This is a genomic window from Clostridium sp. CCUG 7971 (assembly GCF_017590215.1).
Classification (GTDB): Bacteria; Bacillota; Clostridia; order Peptostreptococcales; family Peptostreptococcaceae; genus Faecalimicrobium.
The window spans coordinates 1-24,715 of record NZ_JAFFPK010000054.1; the positions used below are offsets into that span (position 1 = coordinate 1).

At 28.1% G+C, this 24,715-nt stretch carries 23 protein-coding genes and 1 other annotated feature; of the genes, 2 read left to right on the forward strand and 21 right to left on the reverse strand.

Annotated elements, in window-relative coordinates:
• Positions 1–7: 7 nt before the first annotated feature.
• Positions 8–235, reverse strand: a binding site (T-box leader).
• A gap of 53 nt (positions 236–288) precedes the next feature.
• The 12 genes from JWF52_RS07625 to queG all read right to left on the reverse strand — a co-directional run bounded on the left by JWF52_RS07625 (position 289) and on the right by queG (position 14,394).
• On the reverse strand, positions 289–891 hold the full coding sequence (locus JWF52_RS07625) for a DUF445 domain-containing protein (RefSeq protein ID WP_208332975.1): 603 nt from the start codon (positions 889–891) through the stop codon (positions 289–291).
• A 174-nt stretch (positions 892–1,065) separates the two neighbouring features.
• Positions 1,066–1,866, reverse strand: coding sequence for a putative sporulation protein YtxC (ytxC, locus tag JWF52_RS07630; protein ID WP_286184052.1), 801 nt, complete (start codon positions 1,864–1,866; stop codon positions 1,066–1,068).
• 199 nt (positions 1,867–2,065) lie between these two features.
• Positions 2,066–3,001, reverse strand: a complete 936-nt coding sequence (locus JWF52_RS07635; protein WP_208332976.1) for an ABC transporter permease — start codon at positions 2,999–3,001, stop codon at positions 2,066–2,068.
• Positions 3,001–4,092: an ABC transporter permease gene (locus JWF52_RS07640; protein ID WP_208332977.1), complete on the reverse strand. Its 1,092-nt coding sequence runs from the start codon at positions 4,090–4,092 to the stop codon at positions 3,001–3,003. The genes JWF52_RS07635 and JWF52_RS07640 overlap by 1 nt, the downstream gene beginning before the upstream one ends.
• Entirely contained in the window at positions 4,092–5,654 is a 1,563-nt protein-coding gene (locus JWF52_RS07645) for an ABC transporter ATP-binding protein (RefSeq protein ID WP_208332978.1), read from the reverse strand. The genes JWF52_RS07640 and JWF52_RS07645 overlap by 1 nt, the downstream gene beginning before the upstream one ends.
• 318 nt (positions 5,655–5,972) lie before the next feature.
• Positions 5,973–7,025 (reverse strand): BMP family lipoprotein, encoded by a 1,053-nt coding sequence (locus tag JWF52_RS07650; protein ID WP_208332979.1) that lies wholly within the window; start codon positions 7,023–7,025, stop codon positions 5,973–5,975.
• Between the two features lie 263 nt (positions 7,026–7,288).
• The gene (locus JWF52_RS07655) at positions 7,289–8,134 is read right to left on the reverse strand and encodes a DegV family protein (protein ID WP_208332980.1); all 846 of its coding nucleotides are present in this window, start codon (positions 8,132–8,134) and stop codon (positions 7,289–7,291) included.
• A gap of 44 nt (positions 8,135–8,178) precedes the next feature.
• Entirely contained in the window at positions 8,179–8,649 is a 471-nt protein-coding gene (gene trmL, locus JWF52_RS07660) for a tRNA (uridine(34)/cytosine(34)/5-carboxymethylaminomethyluridine(34)-2'-O)-methyltransferase TrmL (RefSeq protein ID WP_208332981.1), read from the reverse strand.
• A gap of 205 nt (positions 8,650–8,854) precedes the next feature.
• Complete coding sequence (locus JWF52_RS07665; protein WP_208332982.1) at positions 8,855–10,207, reverse strand: VanW family protein; 1,353 nt, start codon at positions 10,205–10,207, stop codon at positions 8,855–8,857.
• A complete protein-coding gene (gene nth / locus JWF52_RS07670; RefSeq protein WP_208332983.1) occupies positions 10,194–10,838 on the reverse strand; it encodes an endonuclease III in 645 nt (214 codons plus the stop codon). The genes JWF52_RS07665 and nth overlap by 14 nt, the downstream gene beginning before the upstream one ends.
• Positions 10,839–11,015: 177 nt before the next feature.
• Positions 11,016–13,268 (reverse strand): Lon protease family protein, encoded by a 2,253-nt coding sequence (locus JWF52_RS07675; RefSeq protein ID WP_208332984.1) that lies wholly within the window; start codon positions 13,266–13,268, stop codon positions 11,016–11,018.
• A 220-nt stretch (positions 13,269–13,488) separates the two neighbouring features.
• Positions 13,489–14,394 (reverse strand): tRNA epoxyqueuosine(34) reductase QueG, encoded by a 906-nt coding sequence (gene queG / locus JWF52_RS07680; RefSeq protein WP_208332985.1) that lies wholly within the window; start codon positions 14,392–14,394, stop codon positions 13,489–13,491.
• A gap of 64 nt (positions 14,395–14,458) precedes the next feature.
• Between queG and JWF52_RS07685 the strand changes: the two genes are divergently transcribed.
• Positions 14,459–14,866 (forward strand): RusA family crossover junction endodeoxyribonuclease, encoded by a 408-nt coding sequence (locus JWF52_RS07685; protein WP_208332986.1) that lies wholly within the window; start codon positions 14,459–14,461, stop codon positions 14,864–14,866.
• Positions 14,867–14,934: 68 nt separating this feature from the next.
• Here JWF52_RS07685 and JWF52_RS07690 read toward each other — a convergent pair whose 3' ends face one another.
• The 9 genes from JWF52_RS07690 to JWF52_RS07730 form a co-directional block, all read right to left on the reverse strand.
• A complete protein-coding gene (locus JWF52_RS07690) occupies positions 14,935–15,930 on the reverse strand; it encodes an aldo/keto reductase (RefSeq protein WP_208332987.1) in 996 nt (331 codons plus the stop codon).
• A gap of 68 nt (positions 15,931–15,998) precedes the next feature.
• On the reverse strand, positions 15,999–16,841 hold the full coding sequence (locus tag JWF52_RS07695) for a deoxyribonuclease IV (protein WP_208332988.1): 843 nt from the start codon (positions 16,839–16,841) through the stop codon (positions 15,999–16,001).
• A 91-nt stretch (positions 16,842–16,932) separates the two neighbouring features.
• Complete coding sequence (locus JWF52_RS07700) at positions 16,933–17,499, reverse strand: ArsR/SmtB family transcription factor (RefSeq protein WP_208332989.1); 567 nt, start codon at positions 17,497–17,499, stop codon at positions 16,933–16,935.
• An 82-nt stretch (positions 17,500–17,581) separates the two neighbouring features.
• Positions 17,582–18,499, reverse strand: a complete 918-nt coding sequence (gene glsA, locus JWF52_RS07705) for a glutaminase A (RefSeq protein WP_208332990.1) — start codon at positions 18,497–18,499, stop codon at positions 17,582–17,584.
• Positions 18,500–18,593: 94 nt separating this feature from the next.
• On the reverse strand, positions 18,594–20,261 hold the full coding sequence (locus tag JWF52_RS07710; protein WP_208332991.1) for a nucleoside kinase: 1,668 nt from the start codon (positions 20,259–20,261) through the stop codon (positions 18,594–18,596).
• Between the two features lie 42 nt (positions 20,262–20,303).
• On the reverse strand, positions 20,304–21,065 hold the full coding sequence (locus JWF52_RS07715) for a sugar phosphate isomerase/epimerase family protein (protein ID WP_208332992.1): 762 nt from the start codon (positions 21,063–21,065) through the stop codon (positions 20,304–20,306).
• Between the two features lie 8 nt (positions 21,066–21,073).
• Complete coding sequence (gene lepB / locus JWF52_RS07720) at positions 21,074–21,607, reverse strand: signal peptidase I (protein WP_208332993.1); 534 nt, start codon at positions 21,605–21,607, stop codon at positions 21,074–21,076.
• 48 nt (positions 21,608–21,655) lie between these two features.
• Entirely contained in the window at positions 21,656–22,447 is a 792-nt protein-coding gene (locus JWF52_RS07725; protein WP_208332994.1) for a hypothetical protein, read from the reverse strand.
• A 97-nt stretch (positions 22,448–22,544) separates the two neighbouring features.
• Positions 22,545–23,249 (reverse strand): PrsW family intramembrane metalloprotease, encoded by a 705-nt coding sequence (locus JWF52_RS07730; protein ID WP_208332995.1) that lies wholly within the window; start codon positions 23,247–23,249, stop codon positions 22,545–22,547.
• Positions 23,250–23,373: 124 nt separating this feature from the next.
• Here JWF52_RS07730 and sleC point away from each other — a divergent pair, with 124 nt between their 5' ends.
• Positions 23,374–24,648, forward strand: coding sequence for a spore cortex-lytic germination protein SleC (gene sleC / locus JWF52_RS07735; protein WP_208332996.1), 1,275 nt, complete (start codon positions 23,374–23,376; stop codon positions 24,646–24,648).
• Positions 24,649–24,715: the final 67 nt, after the last annotated feature.

Here is a 24,715-nt window from a genome sequence, read left to right on the forward strand (position 1 = left end):
AAATATATTTTGGGACGAGTGTTAATTCGCGGTTCCACCCAAGTTGGTCTACAAATGTAGAACCCTCTTGATGACTATAAGGTAGTCAACCGAATACTTTCACATATATAAAATATGCTAATAAATTCTGCTCCAAGGTAGTTTTCAAATAGTCATATTTAAACGGGCTTTCAGCCGGTGACCCATTATCTCTGAAAATTGTTTCTATTTTACTCTTCCTTTTCATAGCACTTATTTTTAATTTAGTATCATTATATCAGATAGTTATATCTGTAGCAAGAATAATAATTAGATAAATATAATTATTATTCCTTGTATGATTCCTATTAAGAATCCTAGTACTAAACCTAATACCTCTATATGCTTTAACTCTTTCTGAGCAATTTTAAGTATTATATCTTCCAATTCATACAAATCTAATTCTGTAATTTTATTTTCTACCATTTTTTGAATATTTATACGCTCATTTGCTTTAATTATTAAATCTTTGCTTAAATCATCAATACTATTTTTTATTTCTACCTCTACAATATCTACAATATATCCTTGGATAAGATTTTTTATAGAGTTTGGAGCTAGAGACATTTTCTCATTTATTATAAGCTTAACTTTAATTTTTATATATTCTACAACATTTTGTTTATCTTCTTCTGTAATAATATTATCTAAAATCTCTTCTAAAGAAAGAAATTCTTCTTCTATTACCATTCCTATGTTAGCTGCTATCTCTGCTTTTCTTTTTGGAATCAACCCTATTATTTCTTTATTTATTAAAGGTATTTTAATAGGTTTTATTGGCCTAAATATCAGTTTTATAGCTATTATGTTAGTTATATATCCAATTAGTCCACCAATACTTGCTAATACTAGTATTTTCAAAATATTGTTCATTATAAGTTCTCCTTAGTCTATCTTATTAGTAAGTTTTTAAGTTATATACTATTATAAATCTTACTTAATAATTAAAAAAGTAGTTTTTTAAGTTAACAAACAATAAATTGAATTTCTTGTATATAATAACCTATGATAATTAGCCCTATTTGTTACACAAAATTCACTTAAATTTTAATTTTGATAAATTATACTTACTCTATTGTCAAAAATAGATGATATAGTACTTATTATTTCTTTTGACGAGTTATTATTTAATGTATCTAAGATTTCTATTTTTTTAGGACATAACGTTAATAGTGTACTTATAAGAAAATCTTCATAGTTTAAGTTTTCTTTTATTGCCATATTTACAATTTCTTCGTCATCAATACTATCTATTTTATTTCCATGTTTATCATATAGAATAAAGGAATTATCATTCATAATATGTACTCTAAGTAAATCCATTTTTTCCTCTTGGATATCTATAAAATATTTTAGTACATTTATAAATTCATCTTGATCCTTTTTTATAAGATATTCCTCTAGTGCTGCATCCCCTATAGCTGATAGGTATTTAGTAAATTCTTTCATTCTAAATTTTACAAATCCATCTATGTTTATATAGTTGTTGCTTAATATGTAGTTATAAACCTTCGTATTTATAGAATTTTTGATAATCATCTCTTTTTGATTAAATAATTCTATAGACTTTAAATAAATACCATCTTTATCATCAGTATATATTTCACTATATTGCTTATATATATATTCTTTTAGTATATTATCCTTAATTACATCTATTATTAGATTTGTTATTTCTTCAGCTATTTCTTTGTTATCCTTGATACCTTTATTGTCTATTCTCAGTAATATTTCTATAAGCTCACCGTCATATCTTAATTCCTTTTCAAAATTATTATTATTTAAAAATTTCATTACAGATATTTGATCTTCTTTAGGTAAACTTAAATGTATATCTTTTTCTGTCAAAACTATCGCTCCTTTCTCATTATAAGAGGAACCATGGATGGATGGATAGATATATTTTAAACTTGTTATATCCTATAGATTTTATTATTTCTATATTTCTTTTTTTAATTCATATTATGAAGAATTCTCTTCACTCAAATTTCTTCATAATAATAGAAATTTAGGCATAAAAAATGATAGCTTAGCTATCATTTTTTTATTATCTTTCACCCTTTTTATATGAGCTACCTAAAGCTGCCGGAGCCTTAGAACTCTTAACAAATAATACTAATACTACTAATGTCACTATATAAGGTATCATTGATAATAAGTTTTCATTTATACTAAATGGTAACTCTGGGTTTCCAAAGAATACTGATAAAGCTGTAGAGAAACCAAATAATAAACAAGCTACCATAGCCCATTGTGGTCTCCACTTACCAAATATTACTGCTGCCATAGCAATATATCCTTGTCCAGATATTAATGTAGGTCTGAATGAAGAAACAACAGCTAAACTCATTGATGCTCCACCTAAACCTGCTAATATACCAGATATTATAACAGCCATATATCTTGTTTTAGCAACATTTATACCTAATGTATCTGCTGCTCCTGGATGTTCTCCAACTGCTCTTACTCTAAGACCGAACTTAGTTTTATATAATACATACCATACTACAACTACTAATACAAATGCTAAAAATACAGTTGCATATGAGTTAAATATTGTATCTAATATGCTACCTTGTGGGAATAAACCATTTAACGGTCTTGGTATTTTATTTTCCATTGGTATTGTTGGAGTCATTGTAGCTCCATCAAACATTATTTTAGATGCAAATAAAGCAACTCCTGGAGCTAATAAGTTTATTGCTACCCCAGAAATAGTGTGGTCAGCATTACAACTTATTGTAGCAAATGCATGGATTAATGCGAATAATCCACCTGCTAATCCACCTACTAAAAATGCTATCCATGGATTTCCTACTAAAAACCCTGTTGCTGCAGCTGCAAATGCACCTATAGTCATCATTCCTTCTATTCCGATATTAACTATACCAGAATTCTCTGAGAATACACCGCCTAATGCTGCAAATATCAGGGGCGTAGAGTACATTAACGTTGTGCTAATAATTAAAGCTAAATCTTCCATTATGCATTACCCCCTTTATTTTTCTTATCTCTCATTTTTACATATAACATTCTTAAGACACTACTTAAAGCTATGAAGTAAACTATTGATCCTATAACTATATTTACAACCTCTGAAGGAGCTCCTATAGATTGCATCTTAGTTCCACCATATTTAAATGCTCCGAATAATAATCCTGAGAATATAACTCCTATTGGGTTACTGTTAGCAATAAGTGCAACAGCTATACCATCAAAACCATATCCTTCTTGTGCTGCAAGTATTGTTATGTTGTGAGACACACCCATAACTTGTATAGCACCAGCTACACCTGCAAGTAAACCTGCTATAGCCATAGATTTTAATATAGAGCTATTAACATTTATACCACCGTATTCAGCGCCATATTTATTAAATCCAACTCCTCTTAATTCGAATCCTAAAGTTGTTTTAAATAATATAAATGCTATTATTAGTACAAGTACTATAGATATTACTATACCCCAGTTTACTTTAGTAGCAGGTCCTACTAATCCATTTAACCAGTGTATTCCTATACTAGCACTTTCATGTATATTTATTGATGCTTCACTATTTTCTCTAGCTAACCAACTAGTCTTTATCATAAAGTTACTTAGATAGAAAGCTATCCAGTTAAGCATTATTGTAGCTATAACTTCATTTATACCAAATTTAGATTTTAACCATCCTGCAAATCCACCCCAAATAGCTCCACCAAGTGCTGCCATTAAAAGTACAAACGGTACATGTATTATTGCAGGCAATTGAACTCCTGCACCAACTATAGTTGCGACTAATGAACCTATTATAAATTGACCTTCTGCACCTATATTAAATAATCCCGTCTTAAATGCAAAGGCAATAGATAAACCTGTTAATATAAGTGGTGTAGATCTTATTATAGTCCATGCTATAAATTTAGGCTTTCCAAATATACCATCTATCATAGCTGCATAAGCTTCTATTGGATTATGTCCCGCTATAATTAAAGCTATAGCTCCAACTATTAATCCTAATACTATAGATACTAAAGAGAATAATATAGTATTATCTACTAGAGAGACTTTTTTCTTTTTTGCTTTATCGCTCATTATTCGTCACCTCCTGCCATCATTAATCCTAATGTATTTTCATCTGCATCTTTCGCATCAACTATTCCTACTATTTTTCCTTCATATATTACTGCTATTCTATCAGATACGTTCATAACTTCATCTAATTCTAAAGATACTAATAATACTGCATTTCCTTCATCTCTTTGTTTTACTAATGATTTGTGAACAAACTCTATAGCTCCAACATCTAATCCTCTTGTAGGTTGAGTTGCTATTAATAATTGCGGTTCTCCTGTAGCAGCTCTTGAAACTTCTATATTATCAACTTCTCTACCTATTATAACCTTTTGCTGGTTACCTCCAGATAAAGCTCTTGACTTTACAGTATGGTCTGTTGGTCTAACATCGAACCTTTCTATTATTCCATCAGCATATTTTTCTATTGCTTCTTTATTTAATATTCCATTTTTAGAGAATCTAGGATCTTTATAGTTTTGTAAAACTGTATTTTCAGCAACAGTAAAATCTAATATTAATCCTCTCTTATGTCTATCTTCTGGTATATTCTTTATACCTTTTTTAAACACTTCTTTTGGAGTATTATTTAAAACTTCATGCCCATTGATTTTTATGCTTCCTGATTGAGATTTTCTAAGTCCAGTTAAAGCTTCAACAAGTTCTGATTGACCATTACCATCTATACCAGCAATACCTAGTATTTCACCAGCTTTTACATCTAGTGATAATCCATCTACTACTGATATCTTTCTATTGTCTTTGACTATTAAATCTTTTATTTCTAATACCGATTGCTTTGGCTTCGCTTCAACTTTATCAACTTTAAAGTTTACTTCTCTACCAACCATCATTGCAGCTAATTCATCTTCAGTAGTTTCAGATACTTTTACAGTATCTATATACTTTCCTCTTCTGATTATTGTACAGTGATCTGCTGCTGCTTTTATCTCTTTTAACTTATGAGTTATTATAATTACAGATTTACCTTCTTTAGTTAAATTTCTTATTATTTGTATAAGTTCTATTATTTCTTGTGGTGTTAAAACTGCTGTAGGTTCATCTAGTATTAATATTTCAGCTCCTCTATATAAAGCTTTTAATATTTCTACTCTTTGTTGCATCCCAACAGTTATATCTTCAATCTTGGCATTTGGGTCAACATATAATCCATATTTTTCTGATATTGCTTTAACATCTTCTATAGCTTTGTTTATATCTACAGCTCCTAATCCTTTTGTTGGTTCAGTACCAAGTATTATGTTTTGAGCTACTGTAAAAGGTTGAACTAGCATGAAATGTTGATGCACCATACCTATTCCATTTTGTATAGCCACATTTGGATTATCCATATTAACTAATTTCCCATTTATATGTATCTCACCCGATGTTTGGTGATATAAACCATATAATATGTTCATTAGAGTAGATTTTCCTGCTCCGTTCTCACCTAAAAGAGCATGTACTTCACCTTTATGAACAGTCAAGTCTATGTTATCATTCGCAACGAAGTTTCCGAACTTTTTAGTTATCTTTTTCATTTCTACAACTTTTTTGCTGTAGTCGACATTACTATTATTCATCGCTCTTTTTATCCTCCTTAATTTAATAGTCAGCATTTTTATTATACTAAAATACCGCTAGCATAACAAACCATTTTATATATTTTTTTCATTTTAGCTTGTTTTTTGTGTTTTTTTGTCGAATTTTAATAATTAATCCTTATTTTTTTAACTAATAGACCAATATAATTCCTTTGAATTCATATATTTTTATTCTTTCCAAAACCTCGTAAAATATTTTATTATACACAGTTACTATCAATTTAATTGTGCTATATCTTTAAAAGGATTGTCGCAAAAAAAGCTATCCTAATTTTAGGATAGCCCTTCATTATTTAATTATTTCTTTAATTCCTTATATTCTTTTTCATTTTCAGGAACTTTTATTTCACCTTTTTTAATCTTTTCAGCTATTTCATTAACGTATTTTAATACATCTGGTTGAACATTTTTGTCACTAGTTTTAGCTATACCAACTCCACCCATATCTAATGTATTAACTATAACTTGTCCTGGCTTATACTTACCTTCTATCATAGACTTAGCTGCATCAAAAACAGCAATATCTATATTTTTCATTGCTGAAGTTATTACATTATCTGGAGCTAATTTATTTTGATCTTGGTCAACACCTATAGCTTTTTTACCATTTTCTTTAGCAGCTTCTATTGCACCTATACCACAAGCACCAGCAGCTGTAAATATTACGTCAACTCCGTCTTTATGCATTTGGTTAGCTATCGACTTTCCTTTTGCCATATCTGTAAAGCTGTTTGTATATTGAACACTTACTTTTGCATTTGGATCAGTTGCTTCAACCCCTGCTCTAAATCCATAGTCAAATCTATCTATAACTTCACCTGATATACCACCTATGAAACCAACTTTATGACTTTCACTCAGCTTAGCAGCAATTACTCCTGTTAAGTATGATGATACGTGGTCTTCAAATAATAATGATGTTACATTTGCTGGTTGCTTTTCATATGCAGCATCTACAAGAGCAAATTGATTTTCTGGGTAGTTTTTAGCTGCTTCTTCTATAGCATCTGCTAATTTAAATCCTACACCTATTATTAAATCAGTATCTTCTTCAACTAATGTTTCAACATTAGGTACATAGTCAGCATCTTGCTTTGATTCTAAGTACTTAACTTTAACTTTATCTTCACCAAATTCTTTTTTTATCTTTTCTAATCCAGCCCATGCAGATTGGTTAAATGATTCATCATTAACTCCACCTGTGTCTGTAACCATAGCTATCTTGAATACCTTTTTTTCTCCATCTGCACTCCCAGCCGCTTCTTTTTTCTCTCCTGAGCTACATCCAACTAGCACACTAGCACTCATAACTGTAACTAATGCTACAGATAATAACTTTTTAAGTTTCATAAGTATCCTCCTCAAAACCTCATATATATTGTGTAATAATTATCTTTATTTTACTACACTTTATATTATTTTTCTATATTTAATTCAATATTCATGATAAATTTTTTGACTTTTATGTAATATCTTGACATTTACATGTAATATAGTGCATCATATTAAGTATATATGCTACTCTATTTTAAAATAAAATTAAAATTTCATTTTATATTTTGTTTTATTAAAAAAACTTTCAAATTATATTTGAAAGTTCTTTATTCTTAAAGTTATTTTTTAAAGCATACTATTCCAGTTAAACCTGGGCCTGCATGAGAGCCTATTACAGTTCCAATTTGGAAGTATTCTATACTCTTAGGATTAAATTGTTCTTTAATTGCTTCTGTTAATCTATCTCTTTCTTTAAAATCGTCACTATATGCTATGTACATAGTTTGATCTGAGAAATCTGTTCCACAATTCTCTTTTATAATCTCTACCATTTTTGATATAACATTTTTCTTGCCTCTTACTTGGCATACAGGCGCAACCAAACCATTTTTTATATCAAGTATTGGCTTTATATTTAAAATGCTACCTATGGCAGCTTTAGTAGATGATATTCTACCACCTTTTTGTAAATACTCCAATGTATCAACAGAGAATAATACATAAGTCTTTTCTCTTAATTTATCTATTTCAGAAATTATTTCCTCAATTTCTTTCCCTTCTTTGGCCATCTGTGCAGCTTTAACTACTAATAATCCAACTAGATAAGTTAATGTTTGAGAGTCATAAGTGTATATTTCTCCCTCTGTATCATTCTTTGCCATTACAGCACTTTGATATGTTCCTGTAGCTGCAGATGAACCTGCTATATAAAGTATTTTTCTTTCTTCATTTACATACTTGTCGAAAACCTCTTTAAATTGTGCATATGTAGCTTGTGAAGTTTTTGGGTATGCATTTTCTTCTCTTAAGATTTTGTAAAAATCATCATTAGATATATCAATTCCATCTTTATATTCTTTTCCATCTAATATAACTGTAAGTGGAACTACTTCTATATCGTATTTTTCTATCAGTTCTTTAGGTATATCTGATAAACTATCGCATATTATTTTTAAATTTTTCATTAAAACACGCCCCCTTCTAAAAACAGTGTTTCGGATATTTAGGATTATCTCATATTAGGATAACCTAATTGTCTTAATGCTTCATATACAACTATCGCAACTGAATTAGATAAATTCAGTGATCTAGCTTTTTCTACATTTATCATAGGTATTCTCATACAAGTTTCTAAATTTGCTTTTATTAAAGTCTCTGGTAATCCTTTAGTTTCTTTTCCGAATACTATAAATGAGTTATCAACAAATTCTACATCTGAATGTGATTGATTTACCTTTGTTGTAGAAAAGAAAAATTTTCCATTAGGATTTTTCTCAACTACTTCTTCGAAACTATCATAATATTGTATATTTGCTAAGTCCCAATAGTCAAGTCCACTTCTTTTTAAATACTTATCTTCTAATGAAAATCCTAAAGGTCTTACTAAATGTAAGATCGTTCCTGTTGCTGCACACGTTCTTATTATATTACCTGTATTTTGAGGTATTTCTGGCTCTACTAAGACTACATTTAATGACATATCCATCCTCCTTAAATATTTCTATCTGTATTCTATAGTCAATTAAACTATGTAAAATTTAACAATTTTATATTTTAATATTAGTCCAAATACAATTATATCAGAAAATTACTTTTCTAAGAACTCACTTTCAGAAACTTCTTAGATATATGTACAATAAATGAAATCTTCTATCTATATTAATATAAATAGAAGATTTCATTTATCAAATAATTTCTTTATCTATATTGTCTATAACTTTCTTTTTAGTACCATATACAACTACCTTATCCATAGGAGGATAATAGCTTTCACTAATAAATTCTTTTGTTTTGCCTTTATCCCCTTTATAAACTCTGAAAGTATTTATTTTATATCCAACCCTCCCATTTTGTGTTATTGTCTTTTCTCCTTCAAAAATTTTTTCACTAGTTTCTATTTTTACTTTATTAGGTACTGATTTTATAATTTCTGTTGTTACTTCTATTTCTTTCTTATCTTCCTTATTACCATATATAGTTGTTACTATCTTATTATTATACATTTTGTGAGTAACAAGTATAGGTGTATTATATTTATTTTTAAATCTAAAATCTAAATTACCTGTTGCAACTGTAGCATCTCTTCCTTTTGAAACATAAGCACTTGGTATACTGTGATTTCTTACTTTTGTAATTTCAAGACCTGCATAAAGTGCTGCATTATACATAGTGCTTGATACTTGGCATATACCTCCACCTAATCCTTGTTCTAATTTTCCATTGATTATTACTGGAGCATTTTTAAACTGTGATTGAATACTAGCATCATTAACATAATGATTAAATGAAAACTCTTCAGATGGCTTAACTATTACATTATTAGTAGCTCTAGCTGCAACATCTATATTATTGACTCTATTTTCTAGCTTAGGATTAAAATTAGTTTCATAAGTTCCAAGTACTGTATCTATTTTGCTTAACTCATCATATATAAAATTAGGTCTTATGCTTATTGTTGGTATTTTTTCGTCATTAGAAAAAACTTTATTTATATCTAATATAATTGCTTTTTTTAGTTTATCTACATCTATCTTTATTCCATAAGTTTCTTTTGTATAATTAAATTTATTATCTTCTAATTTTATAGTTGCACTTATAGGTTCTATATTAATATTTTCATTTAAAAAATTTATATATTTATCTAAGTTTTTTTCATTATAACTACATTTTAAGCGAATAGTTTTATTTTCACCTAAATCTAAGTCTATTTTTGTTTTAATATTAGATATTATATCTTTATCGCGACCAATATTATATGCCTTTTCTACAGCATCATCAATGTTATAAACTATTCCTAAGTCTTTTTTATTTAACTTATAGGTTTTATCTTCAAATATTAAGTTTATTTCATTATAGTGATTTATAGTTTCTTCAACTTTTATTTTTGCTTCATTCTTAGTTAATCCTGATATATCTATAGACATTATAGAAATATTTTTGTGTATTTTTCCTTCTCTTGTTATTGCTTGAGATAAATTTGTACTACCTAAAAAAAAGATTCCTACTGACAATAATAATATCATCTTAAGTCGTTTCAATTTTGTCATCCCTCTCCTTATAGTAATTACAGTCACTTTTTATAGGGCAAATACTACATTCTGGATTTCTAGCTTTACACATCCTCCTTCCATGGAAAATTAAAAGATGATGTGAATGAGACCATCTATTCTTCGGTATTGCTTCCATAAGGGCAAACTCTGTTTTTTCTGGAGTATGTGTATTAACTATACCTATTCTATTTGATACTCTAAAAACATGTGTATCTACTGCTATTGCATCTTGTCCAAATGCATTACTTAAAACTACTCCTGCAGTTTTCCTTCCTACACCTGGGAGTTTTACAAGTTCTTCTAATGTGTCTGGCACTTTTCCATTATAAACATTACATATAGTTTGCGATGTTACTTTTATTTTTTCAGCCTTACTTTTATATAATCCACAACTTTTTATTTCTTTACTAATGTCTTCAATACTTAACTTAGAAAAAGCTTGTGCAGTATTATATTTTTTAAATAATTCTCCTGTTACCTTGTTGACTCTTACATCTGTACATTGAGCTGATAATATTGTTGCAATTAAAAGTTCAAAAGGAGTTGTATAATCTAACTCACATTTGGCATCTGGGTAAAGTTCTTCTAATGCATCTAGTATTTCATTAACATTTTTCATTTAAAATCCCCCTAAAATTTAAATTATAATAATATTATCTATCATAATCAGCAATATATAACAAATTATTATTGCTAATTTTATTATATTTTTTATATTAAATAAAAAAGAAAGCAAAAGCTAATTAGCTTTTGCTTTATCTCATTATATAATTACCCAGAATATAAATCATTAAAACTATTTATATTCTGATTTTTGCGCTTTTGAAAATTTTAATAATCTTTCTTTTACAAGTTTTTTAATTTCCTCAAATTTCATATCAGTTAATATTTCTATTGCTTCTTCAACTTTAGATACTGTATAAACCCTGAATTTTCCTTCTTCAATTGCTTTATTTACTTCATCAGATAAAACTAAGTTTCTGCTATTATTTTTAGGAATTATTACACCTTGATTGTCATTTAATCCTTTTTTCTTACATGCTGAATAAAATCCTTCTATCTTTTCAGTAATTCCTCCTACTACTTGTATTTCGCCTTTTTGATTCATTGATCCTGTTGCTGCAATATTTTGTTTCAAAGGAACATTACTTAATGATGATAAAAGTGCATATAATTCCGCTCCAGTTGCACTATCACCTTCTATTCCTCCATAGTTTTGTTCAAAACAAATATATGCATTTAATGATAATGGGAATTCTTGAGCAAAGTTTTCTGCTAAATATCCACCTAATATTAATACACCTTTATTGTGTATAGGCCCACTCATCTTAACTTCTCTTTCTATATTAACAATTCCATCATTACCAGGACTAGTAGTTACTGTTATTCTTGAAGGTCTTCCAAATGAGTATTCACCCGTATTTAAAACTGATAAACCATTTATAACTCCTACTCTACTTCCCTCAGTTTCTATAAGAGTAAAACCATTTTCTAATGATTCATCCATTCTATTTTCAATTCTATTTAATCTTTTTCTTCTTTCATTTATAGCTTTTTTTATGTCTTCTTTATCTACATATTCTACATTTCTAATTTTAGCATATGCATCTCCTTCTACTATAACCTCCATAATTTTATTAAATTTTGTTGATAACTTATAGCTATCTCCTACAATTCTTGTGCTAAATTTAACTACTTCGTCAACTGCATCATATGTGAAATGTTTTAAATTTCCCTTATTGCATTGATACGCTATAAACCTTGCTATTCCATCTTCATTTACCTCATTTTTTTCCATCTCATCATCAAAATCAACAAATACTTTAAAGTACTTACTAAAGTCTGGATCATAACTATATAAAGCATTGTACATATAGTTATCTCCTATTAGTATTACCTTCATGTCTATTGGCATACTTTCTGGCTTTATAGCTGTTTGAGTATCTACTCCCATTTTTCTAGACTGGATAGCTCTCTTTAGCATATCCCATGATAGGGCATATCTTAAAAGTTGATCTACATATAAAACTAAATAACCACCATTAGCTTTATGAACTGCCCCTGGTATTAGCTTAGTAAAATCAGTTTTTATATTTCCATTATAGTAATCATATTCAGCTTTACCAAATAAATTAGCTGGACTTGGATTTATCTCAAATATTACAGGCGCTGATGAGTTTTCTTTATCGCTACCATTATCTACAAATAAATTTACTTTATATTTTATAAAATGTTCTTTATCATACTTATCTTTTAAATCTTCTTCATCTAAGTAAAATAGATATACATATTCTAATATATCTTTTCTTATATTATTTAAATATGTTTCTACTTTATCATAATCCTTATATTTTTCAATTAAAGATTCAATATGAGGGTCTATTACAAACTTTGCTACTTCCTCTTCTAAGTCAAGTAATGCTTCTTTTGCAGCATCTTCTAAATCTCTTATTTTATATACAACCTGTATTGCCATATTTTCTAATTCCCTTTTAACTTTGTAAAACTCCTCGTCTGATTTTTCATCATCTTCATCTTTATCATCTTTTTCGTCTTTTATAGGTATAAATACCATCCCGACTTTACTATTTTTTAATTTAAATCCTTTTTCTTCTCCATATTTTTTAATTTTTTTAAGTAATGCATCTTTCTCTATTTCATATTCCTCAACAACCTGATTTTTTCCTATTTCAAAATCTTCACTTTCAAATGTGTCTCTTAACTCATCTAAAAGTGCTTCAATTAATTTTTCAATATCTTTTTTAAAAGTTCTTCCTAATCCTTTTTCTAATCCAATTATAATAGGTTCTCTACTTTGTTCAAAGTTATATACATAGCACCAATCTTTATGAGAATTCTTTTTAGATGCATACTTATTTAATGCTTTTGTAGCATATGTTGTTTTCCCTGTACCTGAATCTCCTGCTAGGTATATATTGTAAGCTGGATTATCAATTTTTAATCCAATCTCCATAGCATCTATAGCTCTTTCTTGACCTAGTATGCTTTCTAGAGGTTCTATTTCAGATGTATTTTTATAGTTTAACAATAGACCTCACCCCTTCTCCCCTTTTATAATATTCTCTGTTACTAAATTAATTTGTTATACTATTTAATATATGTCAGCAACACCTTATACTTGTTGTAAATTTAATATATGACAGTAATTATTTTATTTTTTATAAATAATATATATTCTAATTTTATTCATATTCATTTATTTTGTGATTTGTCTACTTATTTTTATATATAAAAAAAACAAAGGTTTATTAACCCTTTGTTTTTTCTGAAATTAAATCTAAATTTCTTTTTATTATATTTTTTCCTCTCCAACTAAACGCTTTATTTCCGTATCTACGTTTAAACTCTTTATTTGAAATAGAATTTATTTCCTCATTATCTAAACTTGTCATTATATTATTTTTAAATTCATTAATATTTGTTATTGGTATATTTTTATTATGAGGACATACATCTTGGCATACATCACACCCAAATACTTTATTTTCACTTTGTAATATCCTTATTTCTTCTTCTGTCAATTCTCCCTTTTTTTGAGTTATATATGACAAACATCTCTTTGGATTCATTTCAAAATTTCCTAATAAGGCATTTCCCGGACAATATTTTACACATTTCCCACATTTTATGCATGTTTTTGGTAAAGGGTGATCTGGATGAAAATCATAGTTATTTATTATATATCCTATAAATACATACGATCCATATTCATCTGTAATAATATTATTATTAATTCCAAAGTATCCTATTCCAGATAAATAGGCTAAGTGTCTATCCACTAGAGGACCATTATCTGTAAAATATTTATACTCAAATCCATCTATATTTTCAGTTAAGTAGTCGCAGATTTTTTGAAGAATATTTTTTATAACTATATGATAATCTTCTCCATAGCAGTATTTTGATAAATTTCCATCATTCTGATTTCCACTGTAATATGGAAACGCAAATACTATTATTGATTTTGCATTTTCCATTGTATTTCTTGGATCTATTCTATTTTCTAATACTGGTTCTTCCATTCCAGTAACATATCCATTTAATAATCTATGTTTTATTACTTGTTCTAAATTGTGATATGGTCCGATTCCTGCAATACCTACACATTTTAATCCTATTGATTTACAGAACTCTTTTAATTTTTCCTTATTCATAAAATATCCTTTCATTAATATTGTATTAGCTTTATAATAACTAAAGTGTAAGGATGGTGATAATTTGATTAAATTAACAATACCAGGTAGACCTATAAGTAAGTCTAACTTTAAACTTCATAATGTTCATGGACAAGCATGGATGCCATCAACTGGTAAACATTCTAAATACTTAGCTTATGAAAATATGATTGCAGGTTATATAAATCAGCAATACCAAGGAGATACAATAGAAGAAGATTTAATTACTGTCTTAAAACTATACTTCCCAAATAAACGTATGGGAGATTTACATAACTATCCTAAAAGTATTTGTGATGGTATAGAAAAAAGTGGTATCATCAAAAATGATAAACAGTTAAAACCAGTATTATTATTTGATTTTATAGACAAAGAAAATCCGCGTGTAGAAATAGAACTTTATCCTCTTTCTAAATATGATGTATCTTATAATATTTTTCCAAGAGAATAATAATAAAGAGAACTTACTTTACCTAAGTTCTCTTTATTATTATCTGTTTTAAGTTATACAATTCTATTTTACCCAAGCTTAGAAACAACATCCTTTAACATTTCTCTTATAGGAAGTTCATATGGACATTTAGTTTCGCATAATCCGCAACTTACACATTCATTAGCTTTTCCATTTGAAGCTGCATATCTTTGCTTAGCCCAGTCCCTTAAATTGTATCTAGTATAATATCCTTCTAGTAAAAAGTTTGCTGGTATATTTATACCTACAGGACATGGAAGACAATATTCACATCTTCTACAGAATCTTTTCCCTAGTTTTTTTCTTATTTCTTCTATTTTTATATTATCTTCTTCTGTAAGTTCTAAATTCTCTAGTACTTTGGTATTTTCTTTAACTTGTTCTACACTATCCATCCCTGGTATAACTACATCGATGTAATCTTTTGAAAGTATATACTTTATAGCTAAAGTAGCATTGTCTATTGCTCCTCCTGCTAAGGGTTTCATAACAATTATTCCTATTCCTTTTTCATTAGCTTTTCTAAAAGCTTTATCAGCTTGTCCTTCTACTATGTTATACGGGAACTGTATTGTTGTAAACTTATCACTCTCTATTGCTTTTTCTATTGTTTCTAATCCATGACTAGTTATTCCTATATGCTTTATCTTACCTTCTTGTTTTGCTTCTAATAATGCTCTGTAAGCTTTATCTTCATCAAATATTAAATCATACTCTTCTGGCTTAACATTATGAAGTTGATATAAGTCTATATAGTCTGTCTTAAGATTTTTCAAACTTATTTCTATATCTTTTTTCATATCTTTATAGTTTCTTGACATACTTTTAGTAGCTATAAAAAACTTTTCTCTTCTTCCATATATACTATTTCCTATATATTCTTCACTTATTGTGTATCCTCTGGCTGTATCTATAAAATTAACACCTTGCTTTTCTAATTCATCAATAACTTTATTTGTATCTTCTTGAGTTATCCTTTGAATTGGTATTCCTCCAAATCCAACTCTTTTTACATTCATATCACTTTTTCCTAATAATCTCATTACTTTCCCCCGTCATAAATTTTTATCTAAGCAACGAACCTAATTTATAGGCCATTATCGATACAAGCTTAGCAAGTTTTATTATCTAATATTTCTTTTATCATAGCAATCTCTCTTTTATGACCTTCGTCTTCAAGAGGAGTTTCTAAGAAAAATGGTAGATGGCTTATTTTAGGATGAGTCATAAAGTTGATTATAGCCTCTAATCCTATTTTACCTTCTCCAATTACTTCATGTCTATCTTTCTTATCTCCAAATGGCATCATACTATCATTTAAATGTACTGCCTTTAATCTATCTAGTCCTATTATTTTATCAAACTCTTCTAATACCCCCTCTAAGTCATTAACTATATCATATCCAGCTGAAAACACATGACATGTATCTAAGCAAACCCCTAATTTTTCATTGTGCTCAACACTATCTATAATTTCTTTTATTTGATTAAAGTCAAACCCTATTTCCGTTCCTTTTCCAGACATAGTTTCAAGAAGTAAAGTTAGATTTTCTTTTCCTGTTAAAGCTTCATTTAATGCATCTGATATTCTCTTTATTCCAAACTCTATACCTCCACCTACATGACTACCTGGGTGGAAACACATATATTCTATTCCTAAAGAATCCATTCTTTCTATATCTTCTTTTATAACTTTTCTAGCAAATTCATACACTTCATCCTTTGCTCCACCTAAATTCATAGTATATGGTGCATGAGCTAGTATTTTTCCAAAACTATTTTCTTCTCTTATTTTTTGAAACTTTGCTATATCCTTTTCATCAAATGCCTTAGCATTTCCTCCTCTTGGATTTCTGCTAAAAAATTGGAATGTATTAGCGCCTATTTCCACTGCTGTTTGTGCTGCTTTAGAAAAACCTTTTGCTATTGAAATATGTGGTCCTATTACAAGCATGTTGTAAATCCTCCTTATTGTCGATTTTATTATATTTATTTATAAACGATATTATACCCAAAAAAATAAGTATCAACAAAATTGATACTTATTATATATTATACTCTTCCTCTTTTGACAGCGGCACAGCTAGTATAACTAGATCATATGCAGCTTCTTCACTAATTTTTTCTTTCTTACTTAAAATCTCTTTTAATTTTGATTCTATTGTCTCATTAAGTTCATTTAATTCTTCTCGGTTAAGATAAATGTTATTATAATCGATTATATTATTATTCTCTAATCCATCTTCCTCTGCAGCTTGGTAAAATAGTTCACTTATATTTTCAAATTTAGATATATACAATTCTTCACGGTCACATTCATCATCTAAAGAAAAATCTATAACATTTTTACCAATTACTATGTGTTTTGCTTTTGGATAATAATACTTTTCAACAATACCTGATTTAATTTTTTCCTCAACTAATTCTAAAATTCCTACTTTATAAAGTGTTTTTATATGATAATTAATCTTAGCATGAGGTTCATCTAATAATTGAGACAATTGCTTTGCTGATAGCGGTGATTTATTAAAAGTTTTTAGTATATCTATTCGTCGAGGATGTGCTATTGCCTTTATGCACTCTAAATCTCGTAATACTAATACTTCTTTCATCTCTCCCACCCCCATAAAAAATTTATTTTAATGTAAGTTAATTATATATGAAGTAGTGTAAGTTGTCAAAAAATTCCATAATTTAAAATATATTTAATTTTAGTTTCTGTGATAAGTCTTCTAATATCTTAACTCCAGCTACACTATTTCCTTTTTTGTCTAAGGCCGGACCGTAAACTCCTATCCCCATTTGATTTGGAACAGATGCAAGTATTCCTCCTCCGACACCCGACTTTGCAGGTATTCCGACCTTTATAGCGAATTCTCCTGATGCATCATACATCCCACAAGTCACCATAAATGTTTTTACCATTCTTGAAACACGTTCACTTATTAATCTTTCTCCAGTTTCAATATCCACTCCATAACTTGCAAGATTTATTCCTATTCTTGCTAAATCTATTGCATCTATTTCTATAGAACATTGCTTAAAGTATAAATCTAGTACTTCTTCCACATCACCTTCTATAAATCCATCATTTTTTAGTAAGTAAGCCATAGCCCTATTTCTATCACCGCTCATTTTTTCTGACTTATATACATCATAATTTATTCCTATATTATCATTTTTAGCTAATCGTCTAAAGAATTTTAACATTCTTTCTTCTTTTTCAACTATACTACTACCTTTTATAAGAGATGTTGTAACTATTGCTCCTGCATTTATCATGGGATTGCAAGGTTTTTTTGTATCATTAGTCTCTAGCTTCATTATGGAGTTAAACGGATCTCCACTTGGTTCCATGCCAACTTTTGAGAAAACATAAGACCAATCATTGTCCATAAGAGCCATTGCAAGTACTATTGTCTTTGATATACTTTGTATAGTAAACTTGGTATTACAATCTCCTGCTTTATATATATTATTATTTTTGTCTATTATGCATATGCCTAAATCATCTATACGCGCATTCTTCAATTCCGGTATATAACTTGCAACTTGTCCATAGTTTGTGTATTTTCTATTTCTGTCTAATATGTCATGTAAGATTTTTTCCATATTATTACCTCCCTATTTAGTTATATTTCGAAATATATAGTACTACTATAATACAAAAAGTCCTGATATTATGTCAATATCAGGACTTCTATATCTAATCTACTATTTTACTTCCACCTATAAATTCTCTTATTATAGAAGTTAAAGGTATATCGGATATGTCTTCTAACTCGACAAAATATTGTAGCAATTTTAATAATCTATTAGCCTCTATATACGCTTCATTGTCTCTTGTTATTTCTTCTAATAATGGCTTTGCATATTTTTTTAGAACTGATAGTTCATAAACGCATGCAGAGTTAAATATCACATCGGCCTCTTCTTGATATGGGAATATATTTTTATTTTCTCCTCTTCTAACAGATTGCCACTGCATAATTGTTTTTTCTGCACTGTATCCTCTAAAATTATAATCTCTAACCATTCTTCTTATAAGTCTTAAGTCAGTAGTTGGTATTCTATTATGATCATCCAAATTTATTTGAGTTAAAGCGCTTATATATATTTTAAATTTATCTTCATCTTTTATTGATGATGTTAACATAGGATTTAATCCATGGATTCCTTCTAATATTATAGGTTGATTTTGTTCAATCTTTAATTTCCTGCCTGTTTCTTCTCTTTTACCAATTTTAAAATTAAATTTAGGAAGACTTATCTCTTCTCCATTTAATAATTTCTTTAAGTCTGAATTAAATCTTTCTAAATCTATTGCATATATAGATTCAAAATCAAAATTTCCAAACTCATCTAATGGTGTATCTTCTCTATTAACAAAATAATCATCTAATGATATTGATACAGGTTTTAAGTTATTAACTCTAAGATGTATAGATAATCTATGAGCAAAACTAGTTTTACCTGATGATGAAGGCGCTGCTATAAGTACTACTCTTTTTTCTTGTTCTTTTATTGCATCTGCAATTTGAGACAACTTCTTCTCATGTAGCGCTTCTACTGTTCTTATTATTTCTGGATATTCTTTATTTTCTATAATTTTATTAAGTGTTATAACCTTATCCACTCCTAAAAGATTAGACCACTCTTCTGCTTCTTGATATACATCTGCTAATTTGGGCTGTGGTTCAAATTCAATAGCAATATCTTTATTTTGTGGACTTGGGCCTAATACTATTACACCATTTTTATATAATTTAAGATTAAATATTTTTATATATCCTGTTGATGGAAGCATATATCCATAGAAATGATCTATCATTCCATTACACTTATATATTTTTACATCATCATACTCTTTATATTCTAGAAGCTTAGCTCTTTCATACATTTTATTTTCTTCAAATATTTTAATTGCTTCTTTCTTTGTTGTAGATATTTTTTCTATTTTATAGTTAGAATCAATTATTTGTTGCATTTTTTCTTTTATATTTTCTATATCTTTTTCAGTTAATTCTCTACCTATATGCACATCACAATATAACCCTTTTGATAAAGAATGTTCTACTACCACTCTTTTATCTCCAAATAATTCTTTGCATGCCATTATAAATATAAAAGACACAGTCCTAGTATAAACTCTACGACCATCCATATCTGTTGTATCTAAAAACCTAAGGTCACATTCATCATTAATTTCATATGTTAATTCTCTTAATTTATTATTTACAATTCCCAAAGTTATATATCCATTGTATTTATCACTTACTTTTTTAGCTATATCCTCTAATAATATACTTGAAGAGTTTTCCTCTAAATTAAATTTTTCAACATCTTTATTTACATATAAATTTATAGTTTTCATAGTAATGATCCTTTCTTCCCTATATATAGGAAAAAGAGGTATTTATACCTCTCCCATAATAGCATTTAATTTGTTTATAGTTTCTTTTATATGTTCATAATTAATTTCTAAAATTAAATATTTAGCTTCTATTTTAAGCACTTCTTTTATGTGCTTCTTTTGTAATATACCTCTGCCTATACCTATATGTATATCATCTATACCATCGTTGTCACTTAAATGAATTACTTTTATTTTTTCTTTTAGAGACTCTATATAATCATCCTTATTAATCAAATAATGTCCTGTATCATAACAAAACCCTACATTATTATTTTTTATCACTTTAAATATATATTCAAAATCGTAAACTGTGTTACCTACATTTGAAAAATCTCCACAATTAGAATATACATTTTCTATAGTTATTTCATAATTTATCTCTTCACATAGTTCTTTTAAAAATTCGGTGCTATTATCTAAGTATCTTTCTTTATTTTTCTTTAGTCTATTACTTATTACATAGCCTAAGTGAAGGTTAAAATATTTTATGTCAAAATCCTTTAAATCATTACTAATATTTTTAGTAAAATTTATCCATGATCTTCTTATATATTCTACATTTTCACAAGTGTTTAATTCCATAGGTAAATGTATGCTTAAAGATAATCCTAACTTTTCGATTCTATCCTTATATTTATAAAGTTTAGTACATTCATTTAAATTATCGATACCTAATTCTATATGTTTTATATCAGATATATTCTCACATAAATCTAAAGCTTCTTCTATATTAAATAATAATGCTGAAATTCCTATTATCATATTAACACCTATTTTATTGTTCCTATTTTATTAAATGGGAATAATCTAACCATTACTTTTCCCATTATATCTTTTTTATCAACTAACCCAACATCTTCATATCTACTATCTAAACTTTTCTCTCTATTATCACCCATAGCAAATACCTTTCCCTTTGGTATTACCATATCTATAGCTCCTTCTGTATAATTGTCATGAATATATGGCTCTTTTATAAGTTTATCATTTATATACACATTAGAGTTTTCTATTTTTATATGATCTCCTTCAACAGCTATTACTCTTTTTACTAAATCTTTCGGACTACCATCATCTTGTAATAAAGCTGTACTAAATACTATTATATCCCCTTTTTCAGGCTCTCCAACTCTATATGACATTCTATTTATTATAAGATAGTCATTTTCTTCTAGTGTTGGATACATTGACTCTCCTCTTACTAATGTTGGCTTTACAAATTGAGTTATTATACATGCAAATACTAGAGCCGTAGCAATTATTTTAATCCATTCTATTGCTTCTTTCTTGAATTTGTCACTCATCCCTATCATCTCCTCTAAATTTAAGTTTTATTGAAATAAGGTAAATTTTTAATAGCTACCTATTAAATGTATTGCTACCTCATTAATATTATCATACTTGTTCATTTTAATCCCTAAGTCTAATAGTTCACAGGCTTTAACTAAATCTTGTATGACTTCCATAGGATCACCATATATTTCTTCAATGTCTTCTTTACTTACTCCCTTAAAGCCATGACCAACTGGACTTTCATTTCTTAGTTTTATTAAATTTTCTAATCTATCACTATTTAATATCTCAACTACTTTTTCCATTCTTTTAGTCTTTTTAACATTTCTATTTATATAATTGGTTACTCCATGTATTAAATTTCCATTATATATATTATACTTCTTTTTCAATGTATATAAAATATTTTTCTTTGATACCATATACCCATACATACATACTTTATAATTCTTTGATTCTTTGCTACTTACGAATATATATTTAAATAATGCCTCTTTTAATCTATAAAGTCTTCCCAAGTAATCAATATATTCTCCCTTTACAACTTGAATTTTTATATTTTCTATTAACTCCGATAATATATCCTCAGGTTCACCTAATTTTAGATTTTTTAAATTTTCCATTAACTCATTTATTTCACTTCTAGACGTTATTTGACTACTCATTTGTTCTATAAATTCTAACGATTTTTTAAAGTCAAAATTTAAAGCATATTTACATGATTCCATTAATAAATATAAATCTCCATCTATTACTCCTGCTTCTTCTAAAACCTCTAATACTGCATCATAGTCATAACGACTTAAAAATTTTGATATTAAATATTCATGATTTTTGTCTAAAGAACTCACAATATAATTCCTCCTAAATACTTTTAACTAAATGTACTTACAAGTTATTATTAAACTATATCAACAATAAATATACCTTCTCTAAAAAATTCTATTTTTATTTTTTACGACTTTTGAAAAATCTTTTTCTAGAGTTTTTACTATATTCATCTACTTTATCTAAATTAACTTTCCACAAAAGTACTATATAAATGAAAAAAACTACAAAGGAAAAATTATATTTTATCATTGCTATAAAATCAAAAGTCCCATGTAATAAAATAGGAACTAAAATAGCCATAAATATATATTCTCTCTTTTTAATAACCTTATTGCTAAACTTATACTTAGAAATATAGTATCCCATTGTAATTGCAAACATAATATGTGCTGGTACAGATATTATGCCCCTCACCATTCCTACTTCAATTGCAGTTTTGGATTCTTCAAAAAATATATAAATTATATTTTCAACAGTTGCAAACCCCAAAGATAAAAATATAGAATAAATAATTCCATCTAGTTTTTCATTAAAGCTTTTTTCTTTTAATAAATTCGGTATTAAAACTAAAGCCTTAAGACCTTCTTCTGTCAATCCTGCCACTATAAATGACAGATATAGCAAGTTAGAGTATCCACTATATCTATTTATACCAATTAAAAAATCTTCTGCTATTATAGCAATAACACTTATAAATGCTCCTAGTATAAAAAATTTACATAAAATAATTATGGGTTCTTTATCATACTTATCTTTTAAATAACACCATATTATAAGTGCTATTGTAGGCGCGATAGATAATATTAATAGATTCAATTTCATAAAGTTAATGTCCTTCTCTCTTATATTTTATATATATTATTTCCATTTTTCTTAACAAAATAATAAACTTATTCATACTATAAATATAAAAGATTACTAAATTGTTAAAAGAAAGGGTGATTACATGCAAGATGGATTCTTAACAGTTAGTGTTATTGACAGTTCGAATAATAGACCAATTGTAGATGCTACAGTAAATATTTATTCAATTCCAGGACCCGGAGAAACTGCTGCGCCAATTCATCAAAATTTAAAAACTAACATATCCGGTCAAGTCACAAACTTAGCTCTACCAGCTCCAGATATTGATTATTCACTAGATCCAAACGCTCAGGTTAGACCTTATAGCGAATATCTTGTTGAAGCAATTGCTGATGGATATGAAACTGTAATTATCAACGGTACCCAATTATTGCCTACAATTGGTGCTAGACAAACCGTTCCTATGCCACCAAGAAGTAGGGCTAGAGGTTCATATTCTAGACAAAATGAGGAAGTTTTCATTATTCCAGATCATACATTATACGGAGACTACCCTCCTAAGATACCTGAAAGTAGCTTAAAACCTCTACCACCGCCAACTGGATTTGTCGTTTTAGATAACCCAGTTGTTCCAGAATTTATAGTTGTTCACGATGGACTGCCTGAAAATACATCTGCCCCAAATTATTGGATTCCATTTAAAGACTATATAAAAAACGTAGCATCTTCTGAAATATATTCTACATGGCCTACTCAGACAATTTATGCAAACGTAATAGCTATAATTTCATTTACATTAAACAGAGTTTTCACTGAATGGTATAGAAATAAAGGATATAGCTTTACCATAACTTCAACTACAAACTTTGACCATAAATTTATGAAAAATAGAAACTTCTTTGATCCTATAAGCATTGTTGTTGATGACATATTTAATACTTTTATAAAAAGACCTCCTACTTCTAGACAGCCATTGCTTGCTCAATATTGTGATGGTAAAAAATCTCAATGTCCTAACCAAATGACTCAATGGGGAAGTAAGGATTTAGGAGATCAAGGAATGGATTATGAGTCTATATTAAGATATTTTTATGGAGATGAAATTATTTTTGAAAAAGCACCTATAGTTAGCGGTGTCCCTATATCTTTCCCTGGCGAAACTTTACAGGTTGGATCTAGTGGTAAAAATGTTAGAACTATACAAAATCAACTTAATGCAATATCAAACTCTTATCCTGCTATACCAAAGGTTAGAGAAGATGGAATATATGGTGAAAGTACTGCTAATGCAGTTAAAACATTCCAACAAATTTTTGGATTACCTCAGTCAGGAGTTGTAGACTTTAAAACTTGGTACGAAATATCAAGGGTTTATGTTGCCGTAACTAAAATAGCATCTTTAAACCCAACTATTTAGTAAAAAAAGTGTCTCAAAATAATTTAACTATTATTTGAGACACTTTTTTACTATAAATATTTTAATC

What these genes read in the sequence shown, in the direction of transcription:
- JWF52_RS07695 (WP_208332988.1), bottom strand. Translation starts at nt 16,841, where the DNA reads ATGCTTGTAATAGGACCACATATTTCAATAGCAAAAGGTTTTTCTAAA.
- JWF52_RS07715 (WP_208332992.1), bottom strand. Translation starts at nt 21,065, where the DNA reads ATGATAATAGGAATTTCAGCATTATTATTTAATATAGAAGAAGCTTTA.
- JWF52_RS07645 (WP_208332978.1), bottom strand. Translation starts at nt 5,654, where the DNA reads ATGAATAATAGTAATGTCGACTACAGCAAAAAAGTTGTAGAAATGAAA.
- nth (WP_208332983.1), bottom strand. Translation starts at nt 10,838, where the DNA reads ATGAAAAATGTTAATGAAATACTAGATGCATTAGAAGAACTTTACCCA.
- lepB (WP_208332993.1), bottom strand. Translation starts at nt 21,607, where the DNA reads ATGAGTGACAAATTCAAGAAAGAAGCAATAGAATGGATTAAAATAATT.
- JWF52_RS07655 (WP_208332980.1), bottom strand. Translation starts at nt 8,134, where the DNA reads ATGAAAAATTTAAAAATAATATGCGATAGTTTATCAGATATACCTAAA.
- glsA (WP_208332990.1), bottom strand. Translation starts at nt 18,499, where the DNA reads ATGGAAAAAATCTTACATGACATATTAGACAGAAATAGAAAATACACA.
- JWF52_RS07690 (WP_208332987.1), bottom strand. Translation starts at nt 15,930, where the DNA reads ATGAGATTATTAGGAAAAAGTGATATGAATGTAAAAAGAGTTGGATTT.
- JWF52_RS07625 (WP_208332975.1), bottom strand. Translation starts at nt 891, where the DNA reads ATGAACAATATTTTGAAAATACTAGTATTAGCAAGTATTGGTGGACTA.
- JWF52_RS07650 (WP_208332979.1), bottom strand. Translation starts at nt 7,025, where the DNA reads ATGAAACTTAAAAAGTTATTATCTGTAGCATTAGTTACAGTTATGAGT.
- trmL (WP_208332981.1), bottom strand. Translation starts at nt 8,649, where the DNA reads ATGTCATTAAATGTAGTCTTAGTAGAGCCAGAAATACCTCAAAATACA.
- JWF52_RS07700 (WP_208332989.1), bottom strand. Translation starts at nt 17,499, where the DNA reads ATGAAAGAAGTATTAGTATTACGAGATTTAGAGTGCATAAAGGCAATA.
- queG (WP_208332985.1), bottom strand. Translation starts at nt 14,394, where the DNA reads ATGAATAAGGAAAAATTAAAAGAGTTCTGTAAATCAATAGGATTAAAA.
- JWF52_RS07730 (WP_208332995.1), bottom strand. Translation starts at nt 23,249, where the DNA reads ATGAAATTGAATCTATTAATATTATCTATCGCGCCTACAATAGCACTT.
- JWF52_RS07640 (WP_208332977.1), bottom strand. Translation starts at nt 4,092, where the DNA reads ATGAGCGATAAAGCAAAAAAGAAAAAAGTCTCTCTAGTAGATAATACT.
- JWF52_RS07710 (WP_208332991.1), bottom strand. Translation starts at nt 20,261, where the DNA reads ATGAAAACTATAAATTTATATGTAAATAAAGATGTTGAAAAATTTAAT.
- sleC (WP_208332996.1), top strand. Translation starts at nt 23,374, where the DNA reads ATGCAAGATGGATTCTTAACAGTTAGTGTTATTGACAGTTCGAATAAT.
- JWF52_RS07635 (WP_208332976.1), bottom strand. Translation starts at nt 3,001, where the DNA reads ATGGAAGATTTAGCTTTAATTATTAGCACAACGTTAATGTACTCTACG.